This window comes from Amycolatopsis echigonensis, assembly GCF_002846615.1.
GTDB classification, from domain to species: Bacteria; Actinomycetota; Actinomycetes; order Mycobacteriales; family Pseudonocardiaceae; genus Amycolatopsis; species Amycolatopsis echigonensis.
This window is the reverse complement of sequence record NZ_PJMY01000003.1, coordinates 631,506-651,582: the sequence shown is the minus strand read 5'-3', so window position 1 is coordinate 651,582 and position 20,077 is coordinate 631,506. Positions and strand designations below refer to the sequence as shown.

26 protein-coding genes are annotated in these 20,077 nt (G+C 70.3%); 17 read left to right on the top strand and 9 right to left on the bottom strand.

Going from position 1 to position 20,077, the window contains the following annotated elements; translation table 11 throughout:
- Window positions 1-29: 29 nt before the first annotated feature.
- Window positions 30-215: a hypothetical protein gene (locus ATK30_RS07490; RefSeq protein ID WP_101434940.1), complete on the bottom strand. Its 186-nt coding sequence runs from the start codon at window positions 213-215 to the stop codon at window positions 30-32.
- Window positions 216-345: 130 nt separating this feature from the next.
- On the opposite strand from ATK30_RS07490, the gene hisH reads away from it, so the two are divergent.
- Together hisH and priA are read left to right on the top strand one after the other, a co-directional pair.
- A complete protein-coding gene (gene hisH, locus ATK30_RS07485) occupies window positions 346-969 on the top strand; it encodes an imidazole glycerol phosphate synthase subunit HisH (RefSeq protein WP_101434939.1) in 624 nt (207 codons plus the stop codon).
- A gap of 143 nt (window positions 970-1,112) precedes the next feature.
- Window positions 1,113-1,844 (top strand): bifunctional 1-(5-phosphoribosyl)-5-((5-phosphoribosylamino)methylideneamino)imidazole-4-carboxamide isomerase/phosphoribosylanthranilate isomerase PriA, encoded by a 732-nt coding sequence (gene priA, locus ATK30_RS07480; RefSeq protein WP_009074946.1) that lies wholly within the window; start codon window positions 1,113-1,115, stop codon window positions 1,842-1,844.
- A 29-nt stretch (window positions 1,845-1,873) separates the two neighbouring features.
- Here priA and ATK30_RS07475 read toward each other — a convergent pair whose 3' ends face one another.
- Together ATK30_RS07475 and ATK30_RS07470 are read right to left on the bottom strand one after the other, a co-directional pair.
- Window positions 1,874-2,200 (bottom strand): YdeI/OmpD-associated family protein, encoded by a 327-nt coding sequence (locus ATK30_RS07475; protein WP_101434938.1) that lies wholly within the window; start codon window positions 2,198-2,200, stop codon window positions 1,874-1,876.
- On the bottom strand, window positions 2,197-2,622 hold the full coding sequence (locus tag ATK30_RS07470) for a VOC family protein (protein ID WP_101434937.1): 426 nt from the start codon (window positions 2,620-2,622) through the stop codon (window positions 2,197-2,199). Before ATK30_RS07470 ends, ATK30_RS07475 begins: the two co-directional genes overlap by 4 nt.
- 88 nt (window positions 2,623-2,710) lie before the next feature.
- On the opposite strand from ATK30_RS07470, the gene ATK30_RS07465 reads away from it, so the two are divergent.
- Together ATK30_RS07465 and ATK30_RS07460 are read left to right on the top strand one after the other, a co-directional pair.
- Window positions 2,711-3,637 (top strand): helix-turn-helix transcriptional regulator, encoded by a 927-nt coding sequence (locus ATK30_RS07465; protein ID WP_101434936.1) that lies wholly within the window; start codon window positions 2,711-2,713, stop codon window positions 3,635-3,637.
- Window positions 3,638-3,723: 86 nt separating this feature from the next.
- Window positions 3,724-4,065 (top strand): DUF1330 domain-containing protein, encoded by a 342-nt coding sequence (locus ATK30_RS07460; protein WP_101434935.1) that lies wholly within the window; start codon window positions 3,724-3,726, stop codon window positions 4,063-4,065.
- Window position 4,066: 1 nt separating this feature from the next.
- Here the strand turns inward: ATK30_RS07460 and ATK30_RS07455 are convergent, their stop codons facing one another.
- The 3 genes from ATK30_RS07455 to ATK30_RS07445 form a co-directional block, all read right to left on the bottom strand.
- Window positions 4,067-4,450: a PPOX class F420-dependent oxidoreductase gene (locus ATK30_RS07455; protein ID WP_101434934.1), complete on the bottom strand. Its 384-nt coding sequence runs from the start codon at window positions 4,448-4,450 to the stop codon at window positions 4,067-4,069.
- 213 nt (window positions 4,451-4,663) lie between these two features.
- The gene (locus ATK30_RS07450; protein ID WP_101434933.1) at window positions 4,664-5,632 is read right to left on the bottom strand and encodes a hypothetical protein; all 969 of its coding nucleotides are present in this window, start codon (window positions 5,630-5,632) and stop codon (window positions 4,664-4,666) included.
- On the bottom strand, window positions 5,629-6,144 hold the full coding sequence (locus ATK30_RS07445) for a SigE family RNA polymerase sigma factor (RefSeq protein ID WP_101434932.1): 516 nt from the start codon (window positions 6,142-6,144) through the stop codon (window positions 5,629-5,631). Before ATK30_RS07445 ends, ATK30_RS07450 begins: the two co-directional genes overlap by 4 nt.
- Before the next feature lie 98 nt (window positions 6,145-6,242).
- On the opposite strand from ATK30_RS07445, the gene hisF reads away from it, so the two are divergent.
- From hisF to ATK30_RS07430, 3 genes are read left to right on the top strand one after another with little or no spacing between them, the layout of a single operon-like run.
- Window positions 6,243-7,016: an imidazole glycerol phosphate synthase subunit HisF gene (hisF, locus tag ATK30_RS07440; protein ID WP_101434931.1), complete on the top strand. Its 774-nt coding sequence runs from the start codon at window positions 6,243-6,245 to the stop codon at window positions 7,014-7,016.
- Window positions 7,013-7,372: a phosphoribosyl-AMP cyclohydrolase gene (gene hisI, locus ATK30_RS07435; protein ID WP_101434930.1), complete on the top strand. Its 360-nt coding sequence runs from the start codon at window positions 7,013-7,015 to the stop codon at window positions 7,370-7,372. Before hisF ends, hisI begins: the two co-directional genes overlap by 4 nt.
- Entirely contained in the window at window positions 7,369-7,731 is a 363-nt protein-coding gene (locus ATK30_RS07430; RefSeq protein WP_101434929.1) for a DUF1304 domain-containing protein, read from the top strand. Before hisI ends, ATK30_RS07430 begins: the two co-directional genes overlap by 4 nt.
- Before the next feature lie 53 nt (window positions 7,732-7,784).
- Here the strand turns inward: ATK30_RS07430 and ATK30_RS07425 are convergent, their stop codons facing one another.
- A complete protein-coding gene (locus tag ATK30_RS07425; RefSeq protein ID WP_101434928.1) occupies window positions 7,785-8,390 on the bottom strand; it encodes a TetR/AcrR family transcriptional regulator in 606 nt (201 codons plus the stop codon).
- A gap of 96 nt (window positions 8,391-8,486) precedes the next feature.
- Here ATK30_RS07425 and ATK30_RS07420 point away from each other — a divergent pair, with 96 nt between their 5' ends.
- The 7 genes from ATK30_RS07420 (at window position 8,487) to ATK30_RS07390 (ending at window position 15,005) form a co-directional block, all read left to right on the top strand.
- Complete coding sequence (locus tag ATK30_RS07420; protein WP_101434927.1) at window positions 8,487-10,049, top strand: anthranilate synthase component I; 1,563 nt, start codon at window positions 8,487-8,489, stop codon at window positions 10,047-10,049.
- A gap of 94 nt (window positions 10,050-10,143) precedes the next feature.
- Entirely contained in the window at window positions 10,144-10,662 is a 519-nt protein-coding gene (locus ATK30_RS07415) for a Trp biosynthesis-associated membrane protein (protein ID WP_101440685.1), read from the top strand.
- Window positions 10,663-10,782: 120 nt separating this feature from the next.
- Complete coding sequence (trpC, locus tag ATK30_RS07410) at window positions 10,783-11,592, top strand: indole-3-glycerol phosphate synthase TrpC (protein WP_101434926.1); 810 nt, start codon at window positions 10,783-10,785, stop codon at window positions 11,590-11,592.
- Window positions 11,571-12,806: a tryptophan synthase subunit beta gene (trpB, locus tag ATK30_RS07405; protein WP_101434925.1), complete on the top strand. Its 1,236-nt coding sequence runs from the start codon at window positions 11,571-11,573 to the stop codon at window positions 12,804-12,806. The genes trpC and trpB overlap by 22 nt, the downstream gene beginning before the upstream one ends.
- Window positions 12,803-13,594 carry a tryptophan synthase subunit alpha gene (gene trpA, locus ATK30_RS07400; protein WP_101434924.1) on the top strand — a complete coding sequence of 264 codons (792 nt, stop codon included), beginning with the start codon at window positions 12,803-12,805 and terminating at the stop codon, window positions 13,592-13,594. The genes trpB and trpA overlap by 4 nt, the downstream gene beginning before the upstream one ends.
- A gap of 135 nt (window positions 13,595-13,729) precedes the next feature.
- Window positions 13,730-14,296: a Uma2 family endonuclease gene (locus tag ATK30_RS07395; RefSeq protein ID WP_101440684.1), complete on the top strand. Its 567-nt coding sequence runs from the start codon at window positions 13,730-13,732 to the stop codon at window positions 14,294-14,296.
- 49 nt (window positions 14,297-14,345) lie between these two features.
- A complete protein-coding gene (locus ATK30_RS07390) occupies window positions 14,346-15,005 on the top strand; it encodes a peptidoglycan recognition protein family protein (RefSeq protein ID WP_101434923.1) in 660 nt (219 codons plus the stop codon).
- 6 nt (window positions 15,006-15,011) lie between these two features.
- Here ATK30_RS07390 and ATK30_RS07385 read toward each other — a convergent pair whose 3' ends face one another.
- Window positions 15,012-16,319 carry a type I glutamate--ammonia ligase gene (locus ATK30_RS07385; RefSeq protein WP_101440683.1) on the bottom strand — a complete coding sequence of 436 codons (1,308 nt, stop codon included), beginning with the start codon at window positions 16,317-16,319 and terminating at the stop codon, window positions 15,012-15,014.
- A gap of 172 nt (window positions 16,320-16,491) precedes the next feature.
- On the opposite strand from ATK30_RS07385, the gene ATK30_RS07380 reads away from it, so the two are divergent.
- Window positions 16,492-17,907, top strand: coding sequence for an APC family permease (locus tag ATK30_RS07380; RefSeq protein WP_101434922.1), 1,416 nt, complete (start codon window positions 16,492-16,494; stop codon window positions 17,905-17,907).
- 350 nt (window positions 17,908-18,257) lie between these two features.
- Here the strand turns inward: ATK30_RS07380 and ATK30_RS44635 are convergent, their stop codons facing one another.
- The gene (locus ATK30_RS44635; protein ID WP_143271357.1) at window positions 18,258-18,542 is read right to left on the bottom strand and encodes a hypothetical protein; all 285 of its coding nucleotides are present in this window, start codon (window positions 18,540-18,542) and stop codon (window positions 18,258-18,260) included.
- 78 nt (window positions 18,543-18,620) lie between these two features.
- Here ATK30_RS44635 and ATK30_RS07370 point away from each other — a divergent pair, with 78 nt between their 5' ends.
- Window positions 18,621-19,466, top strand: coding sequence for a hypothetical protein (locus tag ATK30_RS07370; protein WP_101434920.1), 846 nt, complete (start codon window positions 18,621-18,623; stop codon window positions 19,464-19,466).
- 11 nt (window positions 19,467-19,477) lie between these two features.
- Window positions 19,478-20,041: a class IV adenylate cyclase gene (locus tag ATK30_RS07365; protein ID WP_101434919.1), complete on the top strand. Its 564-nt coding sequence runs from the start codon at window positions 19,478-19,480 to the stop codon at window positions 20,039-20,041.
- Window positions 20,042-20,077 lie beyond the last annotated feature (36 nt).

Here is a 20,077-nt window from a genome sequence, read left to right as displayed (position 1 = left end):
GAATCCCGGCAGCGGGCAACCGCCCGGGCTCACCAGCCGCTGTCGGCGCGCCGCACGGGGTTCGCCGTGCGCGCGGTCGACCGGCGGGCGAGGTCGATCTCCGCCCGGGTCTTCTGCAGCGGGATGGTGAGCTCCCTGAACTCCGGGAACGGCACGCTGTCGATGTCTTCCCGCCACGCTTGGAACATCCGGCACAGCAGATCGGACTCGGACATTTCGTCCTCTTTCCGGGTCCGGGGGCGCCGACTGCGCCCGCACATAGCGCTGTGGGTACCCGTTCGGGGCGAGAACGAAACGGGCTCGGGACGAAATTCTCCGGGGGACTAGGCTCGGGGTGTGTCTCGTGTGGTGATCCTCGATTACGGCTCCGGAAACCTCCGCTCCGCCGAGCGCGCCGTCGCGCGCGCGGGCGCCGAGGTGGAGGTCACCGCCGACCCGCATGCCGCGCTCGAAGCCGACGGCCTCGTGGTGCCCGGCGTCGGCGCGTTCTCGGCGTGCATGAGCGGGCTGCTGGGCGTGCACGGGCACCGGATCATCGGCAAACGGCTGGCCGGCGGACGTCCGGTGCTGGGCATCTGCGTCGGCATGCAGATCCTGTTCTCGCGCGGCGTCGAGCACGGCGAGGAGACCGAGGGCACCGGGGAATGGCCGGGCACCGTCGAGCGCCTGCACGCCGACGTGCTCCCGCACATGGGCTGGAACACCGTCCGCGCGCCCGCCGATTCGCGGCTGTTCGCCGGGATCGACCCGGAGGAACGGTTCTATTTCGTGCACTCGTACGCGGCGCGGAAGTGGGAACTGGACTCCGGCCTCGCCGGTCAGCAGCCCAAGGTGACCTGGGCGAACCACGGCGAGGACTTCGTCGCCGCGGTCGAGAACGGGCCGCTGTGGGCGACCCAGTTCCACCCGGAGAAGTCCGGCGACGCCGGGGCGCAGCTGCTGCGCAACTGGCTCGGCACGCTGGCGTAGCGGGAGTTCCGCCCGGATCGGCCTGGCGGATGTGCTGCTGCTCACGTCGTCGCCACGGACCGGCCGCCTGAGTCGCCGCTGCCGTCGGACCGAGCGCATATCCCCCGGACAGGGGGCGCGAGGCGGCCGCTTAGTCTGTGCGCGTGACTTTCACGCTCCTTCCCGCAGTTGATGTTGCCGACGGCCAGGCGGTCCGACTCGTCCAGGGCGAGGCGGGCACCGAGACCTCCTACGGCAGTCCGCTCGAGGCGGCGCTGCAGTGGCAGCGCGACGGCGCCGAGTGGATCCATCTCGTGGACCTCGACGCCGCGTTCGGCAAGGGCAGCAACCGCGAGCTGCTCGCCGACGTCGTCAAGCGGCTCGACGTGCAGGTGGAGCTGTCCGGCGGCATCCGCGACGACGCGTCGCTCGAGGCGGCGCTCGCCACCGGCGCGCGCCGGGTCAACCTCGGCACCGCGGCGCTCGAGGACCCGGACTGGACGGCGAAGGTCGTCTCGGAGTACGGCGACCGCGTCGCGATCGGCCTCGACGTGCGGATCACCGAGGCCGGGCACCGGCTGTCCGCTCGCGGCTGGACGTCCGACGGCGGCGACCTGTGGGAGGTCCTGGAGCGGCTCGACCGCGACGGGGCCAGCCGGTACGTCGTCACGGACGTGAGCAAGGACGGCACGCTGCGCGGCCCGAACCTGGACCTGCTGCGCGAGGTCACCGCCCGCACCGACGCGCCGGTGATCGCCTCCGGCGGAGTGTCCAGTGTGGACGACCTGCGCGCGCTGGCCGCGCTGGCGTCGGACGGTGTCGAGGGTTCGATCGTGGGGAAGGCGCTGTACGCGGGCGCTTTCACGCTGCCGGAGGCCCTCGCCGCGGTCCGCTGATCGCGGGAATCGTTGGCGGGAAACGGAATTCACGCCGGAACCGCGGCCCGGTCGAGCGCGAGCTGCCCGGCCGGGTGCATCCGTCCTTGTTGCCGGAGCAGTTCGGCCCGGGCGAGATTTCGCGGTGACCAAGGGCTTTTCGGCCGTCTTGGCGTGTACCGCTGGATGTAGGTCGAGCTGTCGCGACGGCGGGTCAGACCGTCGATCCAGCCGTAGCAGAGCGCTTCTTGCAATGCGTGCTCGTAGGTGAGGCCGGGCGCGCCTGTCTTCGCCAGCACTACCCAGATCTCGGTGGCGGAGTCGTGGTGCTCGGCCAGCCAGTCCCGCCACGACGCGGTGTCGGCGAAGATCATCATGCCTGCACCAGCGTTTCCCGGACCGACACGTAGTGCGGGTTGTACATCAGGCCGAGGATGTTGCCCCACGGGTCGATCACCGACGCGGTGATGAATCCGGTCCCGCGGTCGCGCGGGGCGTCGTGGACCTTCGCGCCCATCGCGACAACGCGCTCCAGCGTCGCGGGGACGTCCTCGACGTGCCAGAACACGACCGCGCCCGCGGGCTGCCCCACGGTGGCCAGGTCGGCGGTCCGGGAGAGCTCGCTGGTGGCATACGAGCTGTGCACGATGCCGAATTCGTGCTGGTAGTCGCCGATGCGCCACTCCATATACGCCGGGGTGTCCAGGTACGGCGCGACGCCGAGAAGGTCGGTGTACCAGCGCTTCGCCGCCTCGAAGTCGGGGGAGTAGAAGGTGACGGTGCTGAGTCCCTTAAGCATTTCTGATTCCTTGTCTGCTCGGTGGCAGGACTAGCTTCTCCGTCAAAGTGCTCATCTTCTGAGCACTTTGCGCGGGAGAATCGAAAACATGCGAGCTGACCGTCTTGTCGCCGCCGTCCTGCTGCTTCAGGCCCGCGGCCGGGTGACTGCTGCCGAACTGGCAAAGGACCTGGAGATCTCCGTGGCCACGGCCCGCCGCGACCTGGAGGCGTTGTCGTCCGCCGGGATCCCGGTTTATCCGCAGCCCGGGCGCGGCGGGGGATGGTCGCTCGTCGGCGGGGCGCGCACCGACCTCAGCGGGCTGACCGCGGCCGAATCCCAGGCGTTGTTCTTGATGCTGGGCCCGGCGGCGTCCGGCGGTCCGGAACTGTCGTCCGCGTTGCGCAAGCTCGTCCGTGCGCTGCCCGCGACCTTCCGAGCCGACGCCGAAGCCGCCGCGCGAGCCGTCGTGTCCGATCCGGCGAGGTGGGGCGAGCGGGATCGCGAGCCGCCCGCACTCGTCCAATCCCTCCAGCAGGCGGTGGTGCACCGGCGCAAGGTGCGGTTCGACTACAGCGGCAAAGGCCGGTTGGTCGATCCGTACGGTCTCGCGGACAAGGACGGCGTCTGGTATTTCCTCGCCGGAACCCCTGCGGGACAACGAACTTTCCGCGTCGACCGGATGTCGGCGGCGGAGATCACGGACCTGCCTTCCGAACGGCCGGACGACTTCGATCTCCGCGAACAGTGGGCGCGGGTCGTGGAGGAGATGGAGCAACGGCGTTCGCTCGTGTCGGCGACTGTGCTGGTCGACGCGCGGTATCTGCCCGTGCTGCGGTCGCGTTTCGGGCGGCACTGCGAGGTGCTCGGGGAGCGGGACGGCCGGGTCACGGTCAAGGTGGCGGCGCACTGGGTGCGCTCGATCGCGGAACAGCTGGCGGGGTGGGGCGACCTGGTCGAAGTGGTGGAACCGGAGCCGGTCCGCGCCGAACTCGCCCGTATCGGGAGGGAACTGACGGGCCGGTACGGGAGCTGAGCGATTACCCGCGAGGTAATCGACGGCATGCATCCGAGCGGACAAGATTGCTGGGCAGGCAACGAAATCGACCCGAGGAGCCGGACATGCCCGCTTACGCCATCGCCCACCTGCGCCAGCCCGGAATCGTGCACCCCGAGGTCTACGACTACCTCGAGCTCATCCAGGCCACGCTCGACCCGTTCGGGGGCCGGTTCCTGGTCCACGGCGGACAGACCCGCGTGCTGGAAGGCACCTGGCCGGGCGCGACGGTCGTGATCGAATTCCCCGACTTCGCCGCCGCCGAGGCGTGGTACGACTCGGCGGAGTACCGCAAGATCCTGCACCTGCGCACCGACCATCTGGTGGGCGACGTGATCCTGGCCGAGGGCTGCGGGCCGGACCACGATTCGGCCGCGCTGGGCGCCCGGCTCCGCGCGGCCGGGTGACTCACTCCGCGATCTTGACCGCGATTCCGATCGTCCGCTCCGGCCCGCCGCGGAGCCGGCTGAAGAACATCGTCACCCGCCCGACGATGCCGTAATCCCGCGCGATCACCCCGCGAACGCGCTCGGTCTCGGCGGCGGCGAGCAGCCGGGCGGTCCCGCTCGCCTCGGCGCCGTGCACCCGGCGGCCGCGGACGTCGCACGCTTGCAGGCGGACTTCGCCGTTGTTGCGGATCCGCTTGACCTTGCCCGCGTTGCGTTCCGAGAACAGCACCAGTTCGTCGCCGTCGCGGGAAGCCCACACCGGGGTCGGGACCGCGCGGCCGTCGCGGCGGAAAGTGGTCAGCACGACGTACTTCTCGGCGCCGAGACGCTCAAGTTCGGACATAGCCCTACGGTAGACGGCGGCACAGTCCATGGCAGCGGTCGGCGGGCCGAGTGCCGCGCAAACGCCGAGCCGCCTTTCGCGCCGTGAGCCGCCCGAGGAGCGCGGAAATCCCGGCCCCGGCGAGGAGGAACGGCACGAGATCCCGACGGCGTGCGCCACCCGCGAAAGCGTGCTCCGAGACGCTCCAGTTCGGACATCGCTTCACGGTAGTGGTCAGCGGGAGCCCAGCCAGGCGTAATCCGGTGCCGAATCGAGCACGATCCCGTCCGCCACCGCGACGAGTTGTTCGCGCGGCAACCGGCCGGAAACGGTCAGCCAGCGTCCGGACGACAGCCGCACGGCGACCAGCGCGTCGGCCGGTCCGGAGGCGGGCACGTAAGCCCCGGGGAGACCGCGCACCCGCACCGGCCCGGATCCGCCGAGTGCCGGGGAACCGCCGCCGATCGTCACGCGCACCTTGCCGCTCGGGCCGCTGGCGTCGAGCACGGTCGTCGCGTTGTCGGAACTGCTGCCGCGCACCGTCGTGGCTTCTTCGCGAAGACCGGCGGGCAATGGACCGAACCGAGCCTCGCCGCGGACCTGGACTGGCTCAATGGTCACGGAATCGGCCACTCGCTCGGCCGCCGCGCGTGCGTCCGGGACGCCTTCCACCTTGGCGGTCAGCACGTGGTGGTCGTCCGGCATCCAGGTCAGCGTGGCGATCGTGTCGGTCGGCCCGGTCACCATGGCGACCCGCCCGTGCACCACGACCTGGTCCTTCAACGCCGAGATGCGCAGCGCGGTCTGCGCCCATTCCGGATCCGCCGTGGAATGCGCGGCGAGTTCCAGCCTGCTCGCGCCGGCCTGCCACTGCCGCACCTGCGCGGTGTTCCCAGGCCCGCCGGAGCGGTACTGCTCGGTGAAGCCGTCCGGCAGCCAGCCCGGCGTGTACGCGAGCACCGGCCGTCCGGCGGCGGGCGTGACCTGCGAGGGCGCTTCGGTGACCGTGTTGACCACCAGCGGCACCCCGGCGGCGACCGCGATCACCGCGGCGGCCGCGGCGACGAGCGCGAGACGGGGACGGCGTCGGCGTTGCCGGGCGCGGGCGAGCGCATTGAGCACGTCGTTGCCGTCCGGCGCCCGCTCGGCGAGCCGTTCGAGGCTGTCGCGCACCAGCGTCTCGGTCTCGTTCGAGGGGGTCATTCTCCTGCTCCGGTGGTGAGGGCGGACGGCAACGAGGGCATTCCGGCGCGCAATGTGGCCAGCGCGCGCGAGATCTGGCTGCGCACGGTCGAGACGCCGCAGCGGAGGAAATCGGCGATTTCGGCGTCGGTGTAGTTCTCGTAGTAGCGCAGGACGACCGCGGCGCGCTGTTTCCGCGGCAGAGTGGCCAGCAAGGCGAGCATTTCGTCGCGTTCGTCGTAGGCGGTGCTGGGATCGGCGGTCGGCGGCCCGAGCGAATCGAGCACCGAATGGTTCGACGGCACCACGCGGCGGGCGGCGCGGCGGCGCCACGACAGGTACTCGTTGGTGATCATCCGGCGGACGTAGGTGGGCGGCGAATCGATCTTCGCCCAGCGTTGCTGCGCGCGCAGCAGCACGTCCTGCACGATGTCCTGCGCCAGATGCGGGTCGTCGGCGAGGACGGTCGCGTAGCGCAGGAGCCCGTCGAGGCGTTCCGCCACGAACTCGTCGAAACCGGTGGTCACGATCATCAGACGCGCGAGCCCCCGGTTTTGATGCTTCGGTTCCGCGAAATAGTGACGAAGCCGTGGCGGCGGGCTTGAGTGAGCGGCCGACTAGGCTGGGCGGCATGGCTGTGGCGGTTCGGGTGATTCCCTGTCTCGACGTCGACGCGGGCCGGGTCGTGAAGGGCGTCAACTTCGCCGACCTGCGCGACGCGGGCGACCCGGTGGAGCTCGCGCGGCGGTACGACGCCGAGGGCGCGGACGAGCTGACCTTCCTCGACGTCACCGCGTCCTCCGGCGACCGCGAAACCACCTTCGACGTGGTCCGCCGCACCGCCGAACAGGTCTTCATCCCGCTCACCGTCGGCGGCGGCGTGCGCTCGACCGACGACGTCAACCGGCTGCTGCGCACCGGCGCGGACAAAGTGAGCATCAACACGGCCGCGATCGCCCGCCCGGAGCTGCTGCGCGAGGCGTCGCGCCGGTTCGGGGCGCAGTGCGTCGTGCTGTCCGTGGACGCGCGGCGCGTGCCCGAAGGCAGCGAACCGACGGCGTCCGGCTTCGAGGTCACCACGCACGGCGGCCGGCGCGGCACCGGCATCGACGCGGTGGAATGGGCCGCGCGCGGCGAGGAACTCGGCGTGGGCGAGGTGCTGCTCAACTCGATGGACGCGGACGGCACCAAAACCGGCTTCGACCTCGAACTGATCGGCCTGGTCCGGAAGGCGGTCCGGGTCCCGGTGATCGCCAGCGGCGGCGCGGGCGCGACCGAGCACTTCCTTCCCGCCGTGGAAGCCGGTGCGGACGCGGTGCTCGCGGCGAGCGTATTCCACTTCGGACAGTTGACGATCGGGGAAGTGAAGGGCGCGCTGCGCACCGGCGGGGTGGTCGTGCGATGAGCCTTTCGCCGGAACTTTCCGCACGGCTCAAGCGCAACGCGGACGGGTTGATCGCGGCCGTCGTGGTGGACCACGCGACGTCCGACGTGCTGATGATGGCCTGGATGAACGACGACGCGCTCGAAGCCACGCTCACCACGCGCCGCGGCACTTATTGGTCGCGCAGCAGGCAGGAATTGTGGGTGAAGGGCGAGACCTCGGGCCACGTCCAGCACGTGCGCGAAGTCCGCATCGACTGCGACGGCGACACGGTGTTGCTCCGAGTGGACCAGACCGGTCCGGCTTGCCACACGGGCACGCGCACCTGCTTCGACACCGACGAACGGCTGCTGCTCGCCGAGGAAGGCGCACGATGACGGTCGTCGCGAACGTGCTGATCGCGCTCGTCGCCCTGATCCACCTGTACATCGTGGTGCTGGAAATGGCTTTGTGGACGACTCCGCGGGCGCGCGCGGCGTTCGGCACCACCGAGGAATTCGCCCGCGAGAGCAAGACGCTTGCCGCGAATCAGGGGCTGTATAACGGTTTTCTCGCCGCCGCGCTGATCTGGGGCCTCATCGCCGCGGACCCGGCGGGCTTCCAGCTGAAGCTGTACGGCCTGGCGTGCGTGATCGTGGCCGGTCTCTACGGCGCGGCGACCTCGTCGAAGCGGATCCTGCTCGTCCAGGTGCTGCCCGGCGCGCTCGCGCTGCTCTTCCTGCTGCTGTCGCGCTAGTGGCTCGTGAGTGGCTATCCCGGTTCTAACCGGGATAGCCACTCACGAGCGCGCTAGTCGATGTCGCCGGTGAGGTAGCGCTGCAACGTCGGCGCCACCGCCGCGACCAGCGTGTCCACCTCCGCCGACGCCATCGGCGGGAACCGCGCCACGTACCGGATCAACCCCATCCCCACCACCTGCGAAGCGCACAACGCGACCCGCAGTTCCCGCCGGTCTCCGCCGAGGTCGCTCAGCAGTCCGGTGAAAAACTGCGAGAAGAAGTCGCGGAGCACGTTGCTGGCCGCCTCGTGCCCGGCGATGCTGCGGATCAGCGCCTGGAACGTGTCGCCGCCGACGCCGTCCCAGCGGGTCAGGAAGGTGTGCGCGATCCGGGCGCCCAGCTCCTCGACCGGGCCGTCGCGCAGGATCGTGACCAGTTCGTCCGGCTCGAACGGCAGCTTCAGCACCGCTTGCGCGAACAGGCCCTCCTTGCCGCCGAACCAGTGGTTGACCATGGCCGCGTCGACCCCGGCGCGTGCGGCGATCGAACGGACCGTCGCGCGTTCGTAGCCGTTCTCGGCGAACACCGCGCGGGCGGCGTCGATCAGCACCGCGCGGGTGTCCTGACCAGCAGGGCGGCGGCCGCGGCGGCGCGCGGTAGTGTCTTCGGTGCTCACCGGACCATCTTGACCGGTCGCCGCCTCGAATTCAACAGTCATTGAATTGAGAGCCCGCTGACCGGCGGACGCGGCCGTAGCGGCACAATGAGGCGCATGGTCAGCTCAGCAGCCACGTCCACGGCCGGGCCCGGCCCGGTCAGCCCGTCCCGCGACGACTTCCGCGCGCTGGCCGAGAGCCGCCGCGTGATCCCCGTGGTGCGCCGGGTGCTCGCCGACGGCGAGACCCCGCTGGGGATTTACCGGAAGCTCGCCGCCGACCGGCCCGGCACGTTCCTCTTCGAATCGGCCGAGAACGGGAAATCGTGGTCGCGCTGGTCGTTCGTCGGCGTGCGCAGCCCGGCCGCGCTGACCGTCCGCGACGGCAAGGCGGTCTGGACCGGCACCCCGCCGGACAACCTGCCCGTCGAGGGCGACCCGCTGCAGGTGCTGCGCGCGACCGTCGAGGCGCTGCACACCGAACCGCTGCCCGGCCTGCCCCCGCTGACCGGCGGCATGGTCGGCTACCTCGGCTACGACTCGGTGCGCTGGCTGGAAAAGCTGCCCGAGCTGGCCGAACGGGATCTCGACATCCCGGAGCTGACCATGCTGCTCGCCACCGATCTCGCCGCGTTCGACCACCACGAGGGCACTGTCACGCTGATCGCCAACGCGGTCAACTGGGACGACTCGGCCGAACGCGTGGACGCCGCGTACGACGACGCGCTGGCCCGGCTGTCCGCGATGACCGAGCAGCTGCGGGTGCCCGCGCCGCCGACGGTCGCGACGTTCGACCGGCCCGCGCCGGAATTCCGCCGCCACCGCAGCAAGGAAGACTTCCACGCGGCCGTCGACAAGGCGGTCGAGGCGATCAAGGCCGGCGAAGCGTTCCAGGTCGTGCCGTCGCAACGATTCGAGATCGAGACCGGGGCCGACGCGCTCGACGTGTACCGCGTGCTCCGCACCTCCAACCCGAGCCCGTACATGTACCTGCTGCGGCTGGAGGGCTTCGACATCGTCGGGTCCAGCCCGGAATCGCTGGTGACCGTCCGGGACGGCCGCGCCACCACGCATCCGATCGCGGGCACCCGCTGGCGCGGCGCGGACCCGGAGGAGGACGCGCAGCTGGCCAAGGACCTGCTCGCGGACGAGAAGGAACGCGCCGAGCACCTGATGCTCGTCGACCTCGGCCGCAACGACCTCGGCAAGGTCTGCAAACCGGGCACGGTGCACGTGGTCGACTTCTTCCAGATCGAGCGCTACAGCCACGTCATGCACATCGTGTCCACGGTGACCGGCGAGCTGAAGGACGACGCCACGGCGTTCGACGCGGTCGCGGCCTGCTTCCCGGCGGGCACCCTTTCCGGCGCGCCCAAAGTGCGGGCGATGCAGCTGATCGAGGAGCTGGAACCGGTGCGCCGCGCGCTGTACGGCGGCGTGGTCGGGTACCTGGACTTCGCCGGCGACGCGGACACGGCGATCGCCATCCGCACGGCGCTGATGCGCGACGGCACCGCGTACGTGCAGGCGGGCGGCGGCGTGGTCGCGGATTCAGTTCCGGACTACGAGGACACCGAATCGCTCAACAAGGCCCGCACGGTGCTGTCCGCGATCGCCGCGGCGGGCACGATGGTCCCCGCGGGGGAGCTGGACCCGGCTGAGGACGCGGCCGGTGTCTGAGCGGCCCGAGGAGGCGGAACCGCGGGGCGGGGCCGGGGCTGCCGAAGCCCAGCCCGCCGGAAGCGGGAAAGCGAAACGTCCACTGTGGACGATCATCCTCGCCCTCCTGCTCGGCGCGCTGGCCCTTTGGGGATCCTCCAGGATGGTGTGGTTCGCCGAATTCCGCGACGAGGGCGTGCGCGGCACCGTGCTGTACACCGAACCCGGCGAACAGCGCGCCACCGCGCTCGTGCCGCTCGCGCTCCTCGCGCTCGCGGGCGTCGCCGGGGCCGTCGCGACCGGCGGCTGGCTGCGCCGCGTGCTCGGGATCGTGCTGGTGCTCGCCGGTGCGGCGGGCGTCTGGAGCGGGGTGGACGGGATCAAGTTCGGCGGATTCGCGCCCGGGCTGCCCGGCACGGAAATCGTGCTCGGCCACCTGATCGCGGCGCTCGGCGGAATTCTCGTCGCGCTCGGCGGGTTGGCAGCGATCAAGTGGGCGGGAGCCGCGCGCAAGCTCGGGGCGCGTTACGCCGCTCCGGGAGCCAAGGCCGCGCGGAAGGATCCGGACACCGAGCTGTGGGAGGCGCTGTCCGAGGGGGACGACCCGACCGACGGCGGGGATCCGCGCCGCTGAGCAACCCGGAACCGGTCGGCGAACGAGCGGGGGTTAGCATCATTTCGGCGGGAAGGGGAAGGTTTTTGTGAGCGAGCTTGCGAGTGGACCCAGGAGTGCGGCAGCGGGTAGGGGCGTCCGATGAGCGTGCTCGAAGACATCGTCGCCGGCGTGCGCGAGGATCTCGCGCAGCGGGAATCCGCGCTGCCGTTCGACGAGCTGAAGGCCCGGGCGGCCAAGGCCGCCCCGCCGCGTGACGTGATGGCGGCGCTGCGCGAATCCGGCATCGGCGTCATCGCCGAGGTGAAGCGGCGCAGTCCGTCGAAGGGCGACCTGGCCGCGATTCCCGACCCGGCCGCGCTGGCCCGCGACTACGAGGACGCCGGCGCGCGCGTGATCAGCGTGCTCACCGAGCAGCGCCGCTTCGGCGGCTCGCTCGCCGACCTCGACGCGGTGCGCGCCGCCGTCGACATTCCCGTGCTGCGCAAGGACTTCATCGTCAGCCCGTACCAGGTGCACGAGGCCCGGCTGCACGGCGCGGACATGGTGCTGCTGATCGTCGCCGCGCTGGAGCAGAACGCGCTCGCCGCGCTGCTCGACCGCGTCGAATCGCTCGGCATGACCGCGCTCGTGGAGATCCACAACGCCGAGGAGGCCGACCGCGCGCTCGAAGCCGGTGCCAAGGTGATCGGCGTCAACGCGCGCAACCTGCACACGCTCGAAGTGGACCGCGACGTGTTCTCCCGCCTCGCGCCCGGCCTGCCGATGGACGTGTTCAAGGTCGCCGAGTCCGGCGTCCGCGGCCCCGGCGACCTGATGTCCTACGCCGGGCACGGCGCGGACGCGGTGCTCGTCGGCGAGGGCCTGGTGGCCTCCGGCGACCCGAAGGGCGCGGTCGTCAAGCTCGTCACCGCCGGTTCCCACCCCGCCTGCCCGAGGCCTTCGCGGTGACCGAACGCGGCAAGCACGACCCGGACGAACGCGGCTACTACGGCCCGTACGGCGGCCGGTTCATGCCGGAAGCCCTGATCGGCGTGGTCGACGAGGTCGCGGCGGAGTACGAGAAGGCCCGCCACGACCCGGTGTTCACCGGCGAGCTGAACCGGCTGCTCATCGAGTACGCGGGCCGTCCGTCGCTGCTGACGGAGGCCAAGCGGTTCGGCGAGCACGCCGGCGGCGCGCGGGTGTTCCTCAAGCGCGAGGACCTCAACCACACCGGTTCGCACAAGATCAACAACGTGCTGGGTCAGGCGCTGCTCACCGTCCGGATGGGCAAGAAGCGCGTCATCGCGGAGACCGGCGCGGGCCAGCACGGCGTCGCCACGGCCACCGCGTGCGCGCTGCTCGGCCTCGACTGCGTCGTGTACATGGGCGAGGTCGACACCGAGCGGCAGTCGCTGAACGTCGCGCGGATGAAGCTGCTCGGCGCCGAGGTCGTGCCGGTGAAAACCGGATCGCGGACGCTGAAGGACGCGATCAACGAGGCGCTGCGCGACTGGGTCACCAACGCCGACACCACGCACTACCTCTTCGGCACCGCCGCCGGTCCGTCGCCGTTCCCGATGATGGTGCGCAATTTCCACCACGTCATCGGCGAGGAGGCGCGGGCCCAGATCCTGGAGAAGGCGGGCCGGCTGCCGGACGTCGTCGCGGCGTGCGTCGGCGGCGGGTCCAACGCGATCGGCATCTTCTCCGGTTTCTACGACGACCCGTCGGTGCGGCTGGTCGGCCTGGAGCCGGGCGGCGAGGGCATCGAGGGCAACCGGCACGGCGCGACGCTCACCAAGGGCAGCCCGGGCAACCTGCACGGCGCGATGTCGTACCTGCTGCAGGACGAGGACGGCCAGACGGTCGAATCGCATTCGATCTCCGCCGGGCTCGACTATCCGGGCGTCGGCCCGGAACACGCGTGGCTCAAGGACTCCGGCCGCGCCGAGTACCGCCCGGTCACCGACGCGGCCGCGATGGACGCCTTCCGGCTGCTGTCGCGCACCGAGGGCATCATCCCGGCGATCGAATCGGCGCACGCGCTCGCCGGGGCCCTGGAACTGGGCCGCGAGCTGGGCCCGGACGGGCTGATCGTGGTCAACCTGTCCGGCCGGGGCGACAAGGACATGGACACCGCGGCCCGGTGGTTCGGGCTCGTGGACGGGGAGGACAAGTGAGCGGCCTCGACGAGCTGTTCGCGGCGACGCGGGCGGAACACCGGGCCGCGCTGGTCGGCTACCTGCCCGCCGGATTCCCGTCCGTGGACGGTTCGAAAGACCTGCTGGCCGCGACGCTCGACGGCGGCGCGGACCTGGTCGAGGTCGGCGTCCCGTACTCCGACCCGGTCATGGACGGCCCCACCATCCAGGCCGCCGCCGAGGCGGCGCTCGCGAGCGGGTTCCGGCTGAAGCAGCTGTTCGAGGTCGTGGAATCGGTCTCCGCACGCGGCGGTCGCGCGGTGGTGATGACGTACTGGAACCCGGTGCACCGGTACGGGGTCGACGCGTTCGCGCGCGATCTGGCGTCGGCCGGCGGCCTGGGGCTGATCACCCCGGACCTGATCCCGGACGAGGCCGACGAATGGATGGCCGCGTCTTCGGAACACGGCTTGGACCGGATCTTCCTGGTCGCGCCGTCGTCGTCGGACGAGCGCCTGGCGAAGACCACGGCGGCCTCGTCGGGCTTCGTGTACGCGACCGCGGTGATGGGCGTGACCGGAGCCCGCGACGCGGTGGGCGTGCACGCGGAGGACCTGGTGCGCCGGACCCGGGAGCACACGGAGCTGCCGATCGGCGTGGGGCTCGGGGTTCGTTCGCGGGAACAGGCCGCGCAGGTGGCCGGGTTCGCGGACGCGGTGATCGTCGGATCCGCGCTGGTCACGGCTGCGGCCGACGGTCCGGACGGCGTGGCGAAGCTGGCTTCGGAGCTGGCGCGGGGCGTGCGCGAGGCGGTCGCTCCGGCCTGATCTCGGATCGAGCGCCGGAAACTGTCGGTGGTCGTTCGTACTCTCTCGGTATGCATAAGAACCGAGAGGGAGAACGAAGATCATGGCAGACTGGACCCGGCACGAAAGACCGAGCGCAGGCGGAGGTGACCCGTGTTGGCAACACCGACGGGCCTTGAGTTCCGAGTCACCGCTCCGCCCGGCGGCTGGACGGTGGAGAGCGTTCTCGAGCTGCCTGACGAGGAACGGGCGCGCAACGTCGTCGAGCTTGTCGACGGGGTGTTGCACGTGAGCCCACTGGCGAGGCTCGAGCACCAGAGGCTGGTCGGCCGGTTGTGGGGACAGCTGAGCCCTGGAGCCGCCCCCCGCTATGAAGTGCTTCCCGGAGCCAATCTCGTCCTGGGCAACCGGAACGACCGGCTGCTGATCCCCGATCTTGTCGTCAGTACGGCACCCGGCCTCGAAGGGGTCAGCCTCACCGAGAAGCAAGTGCTGCTGGTAGCGGAAATCGAATCCCCTTCCACCAGGGTGCAGGACCGGATCTTCAAGAAAGCCCTCTACGCCGAAGCCCTCATCCCGTACTACCTGCTCGTCGACCCGGAGCAGGAAGCCGCCACCGTGTACGCGCTTTCCGACGGCGACTACCTGCCGCACGCGAAGAGCGAGGGCGGAGTGCTCGAGCTGGCCGAACCGTTCCCCGCGGAGCTTGATCTGCGCGCGTGAGCCGGCCAGTTGTACGTATCGTGTATGCCGTCCGCGCACAGTGCGGCGCATGGCTTTCGACATCGGACAAGTTCCCCGGAGGACGTTCCTGCGCGGGGCGGCCGGCGTGAGCGCTGCCGCGGCAGCGGGGCTCGTGCTGCCCGGCCTCGCGAACGCCGCGGCCGCGCCGCGGATCTACAGCTGCGCGGAATGGGGTGCGCGTCCGCCCGCGGACCCGCTCACCACGCTCGACCATCCGGCCAACCGCGTGCTCATCCACCACATCGACTGCCCCAACAGCACCGATTACTCGCTCGAGCACGCGTTCCAGGTCGCGCGCGACGACCAGGCTGACCACATCGACAACAACGGCTGGTCCGATACCGGCCAGCACTTCACGGTCTCCCGCGGCGGCTACCGGCTCGAGGGCCGCCACGGCAGCCTGGACGCGTTGCGCAGCGGCACGAAGATCGTCCGCGCCGCGCATTGCCCCGGCCAGAACGACAACGCGATCGGCATCGAGAACGAGGGCACCTACATGCAGGTCGCCCCGCCGAAGGCGCAGTTCGATTCGCTGGTGGTGTTCGTGGCGTACGTGTGCCGCCAGTACGGCATCCCGGTGAAGGAAATCAAGGGACACCGCGACTTCTACAACACGGACTGCCCGGGCGACAAGCTGTACGCGATGCTGCCGGAGTTGCAGTCCCGGGTGGCGGCCTTGCTTCGTTGAGCGGGTTCAGTGCAGGAAACGCAGTGCCCGGCACAACTCCGCCGGCTCCAGCGATCCCAGCTCGGCCACCTCAGCGCGGCGCACGTCCGCCAGGGTGGTGGCCAGCTGGGGTCCGAACGCATCCCGCAGCGCCTCGTCAGCCTCGAACGCGTCGACAGCAGCCGACAACGACTCCGGCAAGCGCGTTACGCCAGCCGCCGCGGCGTCAGCAGGGGAGAGCGAGCCCGGGTCCACACTGACCGGTTCCGGCAGACGCGCTTCGTCGTCGATGCCCGCTTGTCCGGCGAAAAGCAGTCCAGCCACTACCAGATACGGATTCGCGGTGAGGTCGAAGCACTTCACCTCCAGATTCGCGGCCGTGTCACGCTGTCCGGCCGCGCCGCGGATCAGGCGCAGCGGTGCTTCGCGGTTTTCCAGTCCCCACGCGGTAAACGCGCCTGCCCAGTGGTGCGGTTCGAGCCGCAGATAACTGACCACCGAAGGCGCGCCCACGGCCAGCAACGCCGGCAACCGGCGGAAAATGCCCGCACCGAAGGATTCCGCGGTCGAGGTCAGCCCGAACGCTCCGGTCCCGCCCGCGCACAGGTTCCGCTGGCCGTCCCAAAGGCTCAGGTGCACGTGCCCGCCATTGCCGACGCCGCCGGGTTCGAACTTCGGCGTGAACGACGCGCGCAGCCCATACGCGGCGGTCACCGTCCGCACGGTTTCCCTTGTCAGTACTGCCAAATCGGCCGCGCGTACCGAATCCGTCGCGGCGATCGACAGTTCGAACTGACCCGCCGCGTATTCCGGGTGGATCTGCTCCACGTCGACGCCCTGACTGTCCAAAGCGGACACAATCGCGCGGAGATACTCGTGGTTCGCGCTCAATCGGGCGTATCCGTAGGCCGGGCCGGGCAGCGGGACCCCGTCCGCGTCGGTCGCGATCCACTCCAGTTCGAACGCCATCCGCGCGGTCAGCCCGCGGTCGGCGAGCTGGGCCGCGGCGGTCGCGGCGAGAGCGCGCGTGTCTTGTGGATGCGGCTGTCCGTCCTGGTCGTAGCGCCACGCCGGGGCCCATGCCCAGCCGGGTTGCGCGGCGAGGACAGTGAGTGCGTCGAGGTCGGGGTGCAGCCGCAGGTCGCCGACCGGGCCGAGGGAATACTCGCCGTTCGCGATGCTGTCGGTGCCGAGGAAGAAGTCGAACGAGTTGGACGCGCCGACGCCCCACGCCGCGACCGTCGCCAGCTTCGCCACCGGCACCGCCTTGACCCGCGAAATCCCGGAGTTGTCGACGAAACTCAGCGCGACGAGCTCGACGCCCGCCTGCTCCATCCGTCCGGCGGCGGCAGCGCCGAGTTCCGCGAGCCGGTCGCGGTCGAGTCCGACGGGAGAGGACACGGTTTGCTCCTTACGCGCTGGGAACGGGAGGTTCAGCCGGTCGGCGCTGTCTGTCCGCGCCGCCTCGGATGTTCACTGTGTACTCCGCGGGGAAAGGAGGGCATCCGTGTCCGGAGATCGTCCCGAATTACGGCGCACCCTGTCAGTCTGGCAGGCCGTCGGGCTGTCCGTCGCGCTCATGGCACCCAGCATGGCCGCGAACATCAACCCACAGCAAACAGCCGCGGCGGCCGGGCGGGCGGTGCCGCTGGCGTTCCTGCTCTCGGCGGCGGGCGTGCTGCTGGTCGCGTACGGCTTCGTCCAGCTCTGCCGGCACTACCAGCACGCCGGATCGGTCTACGCGTTCGTCGGCGCGACCCTCGGGCCGCGAGCGGGCGTGGTGTCCGGGATCGGCCTTCTCGGCACGTACACCTTCTGCGCCGTGGTCACCAGTTCCGCCGCGGGCGTGCTGGGCACGGCGTTCCTGACGCAGGTCGGGATCTGGCCGCATCCGCCGTCGTGGGGTCCGTTCGTGCTGACCGCCGTCGCGCTGATCGGCAGCTGGCTGCTCGCGGTCGCCCCGGCCCGGCGCGGCACCAGCACGCTGCTCGCGGTCGAGGGCGCGACCATTGCCCTCATCTTGCTGGTCACCGTGGTCATCCTGGTCCGGCTCGTCGCGGGCGGCGCCCCCAGCGGCCGGTTCACGCTGCAGGTTTTCGTGCCGGACACCGGGGTCTCCGGCATCTTCCTCGGCGCGGTGTTCGGATTCTTGTCGTTCGCGGGTTTCGAGGCCGCCGCGACGCTCGGCGAGGAAACCCGCGACCCGCGCCGCAACATCCCGCGCGCGATCCTGGGCACGGCCATCTTCGGCGGGGCCTACTTCGTCCTCGTGACTGCCGTCGAGATGACGGCCTTCGGCGGCGACGCCACCGCGTTCCACAATTCCCCGTCGCTGCTGGGCGACCTCGGCGGCCGCTTCGTCGGCCCGTGGGCCGGCGACGTCATCAGCGCCGGCGCCGCGATCAGCGCGTTCGGCTGCTGCCTAGCCTGCGTCGTCGGCGGCTCACGGCTGCTGTTCGCCCTCGGCCGCGACGCCTTCGACGGACGCGGCATCGGCCGGGTCTCCGCCAAAGGCACCCCAGCCGTCGCCGTAACCGCGGTCGCGCTCGCGGCAGCGCTGATCATCTTGGTATGCGCGGTGTTCTTCGGCGCCACCGCAGACGACACCTTCGCCTGGGCCGGTTCCATCGGCACCCTGATCCTCTTGGTGATCTACCTGGTCACCACGCTCGGCGCGATCCTGCTGCTGTTCGTACGGCGGCGGATGCGGGTGCCGTGGTGGCATCTGGCGTTCCCGCTCGCCGCACTGGTCCTGCTCGGCTACACGGTCTACGTCAACGTCGTGCCGTATCCGACCGAAGGCCCCGCGAGCTGGTTCCCAGTCGTGGCGGGCGGGGTGCTCGTGCTGGCCGTCGTCGTGGTGGTCTCGGCGCGCGGGTTCGCCCGTAGGGTGGGGGAGAGGCTCGCTGAAGGAGAGGCATGAAGCAGATGCGGTTCTTTGGTGAGTGCCAATGTGTTAAAAGCGTCCTCTTTGGACTTCGCAGTCGCGGCTCCGTATTCGATGCACCAGGTGATCACCTTCTCAAACGTTGTCCGTGTGCTAGAAGCGTTCGCCGCACTCGCGGCACTTGCTGTCTGTCGGCGATGCGGTAGCGCGGCAGACTTTGCAGGCCAGCCGTACTCGCTTCGACGGCCGAGGAGGAGCTGGGCGAGCGAAGCCCGGTTCTTGGCGTAACCAGCTGGTGAACAGGTGCAAGGGGTTGATGCCGGTTTCGTCATCGGAGTAGTGACGGCGCTGGTAACCGCGGCTTCGGAGTCGGGGTGCCGTCCTGGTCATCGCACGTCCAGCCCGGTGCAGCCGCCGCACCAGCCGGCGTCGGCGAACCCGGTTGCGGCGACTTCGTCGCGATCATGGCGCTCCGGGTAGTCATCGTCGACCGAGCACCAGGGAATCAGCCACTGTGCAGACGGGTTTGCCAGCTCTCGTTTCCCATAGCGATGAACTGTCCGCCGGAGCAAAGCAGTCGGGTCGGAGTGCACTCGCAACGCCAGATCTGAGGTGCGCGCCGCATGAGCCCGCGATCCTTCCGCTTGCTCGTACCACGTCGGCTCCGTCATGGATCCTTACGTTCGACTACGGAAAGTGCCGAACCCATCCCCCAGCGGGTATCTCACCTTGAGAAGTACCATGGTGAGATGGCCGAGCCGAAACCCAGGGGCGGACCGCTGGCGCTGCCGGACTGGGCGTGGCGACGCACCGATGTGCGGGACGCCCTTGAAGGGCGCGACATTGGCGGATTGCTGCAAGCCGTGCAGCGGTACACCGGCGCGAGCCAAAGCCGGATCGCCGTCGCCGTCGGACTGTTGCAAGGGCGCGTGTCGGAGATCGTTCGCGGCAGCCGGACCGTGACCGCCCTGGAGCTGTTCGAGCGGATCGCCGACGGGCTCGAGATGCCTGACGATGCGCGGATGCTGCTCGGCCTGGCACCCGTCCACCCGGCCGGGCTTGACCACCTCGGCGCGAGCGGGCGGGCTGAGATCCTCGCCGTGTTCCCGTCGCAGTCCAGGGCCCGTCCGGAGATCGAGCAACGAGCTGGCGAAGCGACCGAAATCGACGTGCTGGCCGTGCGCGGGCTTGGCCTCCTCGGCATGAACGACTCGTTGTTGCGCACTCATGTCCGGCGGCGCGCGGCGTCGGTGCGGGTGCTGCTGCTCGACCCCGACGGGGAAGCAGCCGAGCGCCGCGCCGCTGAGATCGACGAAAAACCGGGCAGCTTCTCCGCCGGGATCAGGCTGTCGATCGAGCTGCTGCACGACCTTGCCGACGAGGGAGCGGAAGTCGAGGCGTATACCTACGACGTGCTGCCGACGTGGCGGGTGATCGGCTTGGACTCGACCCTTTTCGTGTCGGCGTTCGGCAACAGCCACGAAGGCCATACGTCGCCGATGTACAAGATCACCGGGTCGCCGCATGGCGCGCTGCACCGGGGGTTCCGTAGGTTCATGGACGAGCTGCGGCGGACCGCACGCCGCGTCGTCTAGGGAGGTGCCGCGTGCCTGTGGAAGCCGAGCTGACCGCCGTCGTCCGGGACCCTGGCCGGGTGCGGGCCGCGCTTGCCGAGCGGGCAGAGCCGGAGCGGTCGGTGTACGCGGACACGTACTACGACCGGCCGGATCACTCGATGGACCGCGACGGCTACGAGCTGCGCGTGCGCACCATCACGACTGACGGCCAGCGGCAGACCGTCGTGACGTACAAGGAGCCGCCGGTCGACGCCGCCTCGCGATCCAAGCCCGAGCACGAAACGGCTGTCGATGCCCCGGCGGTCATGGCGACGATCTTCACCGCTCTTGGGCTGGTCGAGCTGATCTCGCTCGAAAAGCACTGCGAAAACTACGGTTTCACCGCCAATGGGCGGGAAATGCTCGCCACGATCGTCACGATCCCGGAGCTGGCCGGGCAGACGTTCATCGAGCTGGAAACGATCGCCGAGCAGGACGACCTCGCTGAGGCGCTGGGCGCGTTGCGCGTCGTGCTCGACGGCATCGGAGTCACCGAGGGCGACGCGGTGGAGCAGTCTTACACCGACATGGTCGCGGCGGCCCGGGACAGCTAGCCCGCTGCCAGTGTGGTCTCGGCGCGCGGGTTCGCC

What these genes read in the sequence shown, in the direction of transcription:
- ATK30_RS07490 (WP_101434940.1), bottom strand. Translation starts at nt 215, where the DNA reads ATGTCCGAGTCCGATCTGCTGTGCCGGATGTTCCAAGCGTGGCGGGAA.
- ATK30_RS07475 (WP_101434938.1), bottom strand. Translation starts at nt 2,200, where the DNA reads ATGATGATCTTCGCCGACACCGCGTCGTGGCGGGACTGGCTGGCCGAG.
- ATK30_RS07470 (WP_101434937.1), bottom strand. Translation starts at nt 2,622, where the DNA reads ATGCTTAAGGGACTCAGCACCGTCACCTTCTACTCCCCCGACTTCGAG.
- ATK30_RS07465 (WP_101434936.1), top strand. Translation starts at nt 2,711, where the DNA reads ATGCGAGCTGACCGTCTTGTCGCCGCCGTCCTGCTGCTTCAGGCCCGC.
- ATK30_RS07460 (WP_101434935.1), top strand. Translation starts at nt 3,724, where the DNA reads ATGCCCGCTTACGCCATCGCCCACCTGCGCCAGCCCGGAATCGTGCAC.
- ATK30_RS07455 (WP_101434934.1), bottom strand. Translation starts at nt 4,450, where the DNA reads ATGTCCGAACTTGAGCGTCTCGGCGCCGAGAAGTACGTCGTGCTGACC.
- ATK30_RS07450 (WP_101434933.1), bottom strand. Translation starts at nt 5,632, where the DNA reads ATGACCCCCTCGAACGAGACCGAGACGCTGGTGCGCGACAGCCTCGAA.
- ATK30_RS07445 (WP_101434932.1), bottom strand. Translation starts at nt 6,144, where the DNA reads ATGATCGTGACCACCGGTTTCGACGAGTTCGTGGCGGAACGCCTCGAC.
- hisF (WP_101434931.1), top strand. Translation starts at nt 6,243, where the DNA reads ATGGCTGTGGCGGTTCGGGTGATTCCCTGTCTCGACGTCGACGCGGGC.
- hisI (WP_101434930.1), top strand. Translation starts at nt 7,013, where the DNA reads ATGAGCCTTTCGCCGGAACTTTCCGCACGGCTCAAGCGCAACGCGGAC.
- ATK30_RS07430 (WP_101434929.1), top strand. Translation starts at nt 7,369, where the DNA reads ATGACGGTCGTCGCGAACGTGCTGATCGCGCTCGTCGCCCTGATCCAC.
- ATK30_RS07420 (WP_101434927.1), top strand. Translation starts at nt 8,487, where the DNA reads ATGGTCAGCTCAGCAGCCACGTCCACGGCCGGGCCCGGCCCGGTCAGC.
- trpC (WP_101434926.1), top strand. Translation starts at nt 10,783, where the DNA reads ATGAGCGTGCTCGAAGACATCGTCGCCGGCGTGCGCGAGGATCTCGCG.
- ATK30_RS07390 (WP_101434923.1), top strand. Translation starts at nt 14,346, where the DNA reads ATGGCTTTCGACATCGGACAAGTTCCCCGGAGGACGTTCCTGCGCGGG.
- ATK30_RS07385 (WP_101440683.1), bottom strand. Translation starts at nt 16,319, where the DNA reads ATGGAGCAGGCGGGCGTCGAGCTCGTCGCGCTGAGTTTCGTCGACAAC.
- ATK30_RS44635 (WP_143271357.1), bottom strand. Translation starts at nt 18,542, where the DNA reads ATGACGGAGCCGACGTGGTACGAGCAAGCGGAAGGATCGCGGGCTCAT.
- ATK30_RS07370 (WP_101434920.1), top strand. Translation starts at nt 18,621, where the DNA reads ATGGCCGAGCCGAAACCCAGGGGCGGACCGCTGGCGCTGCCGGACTGG.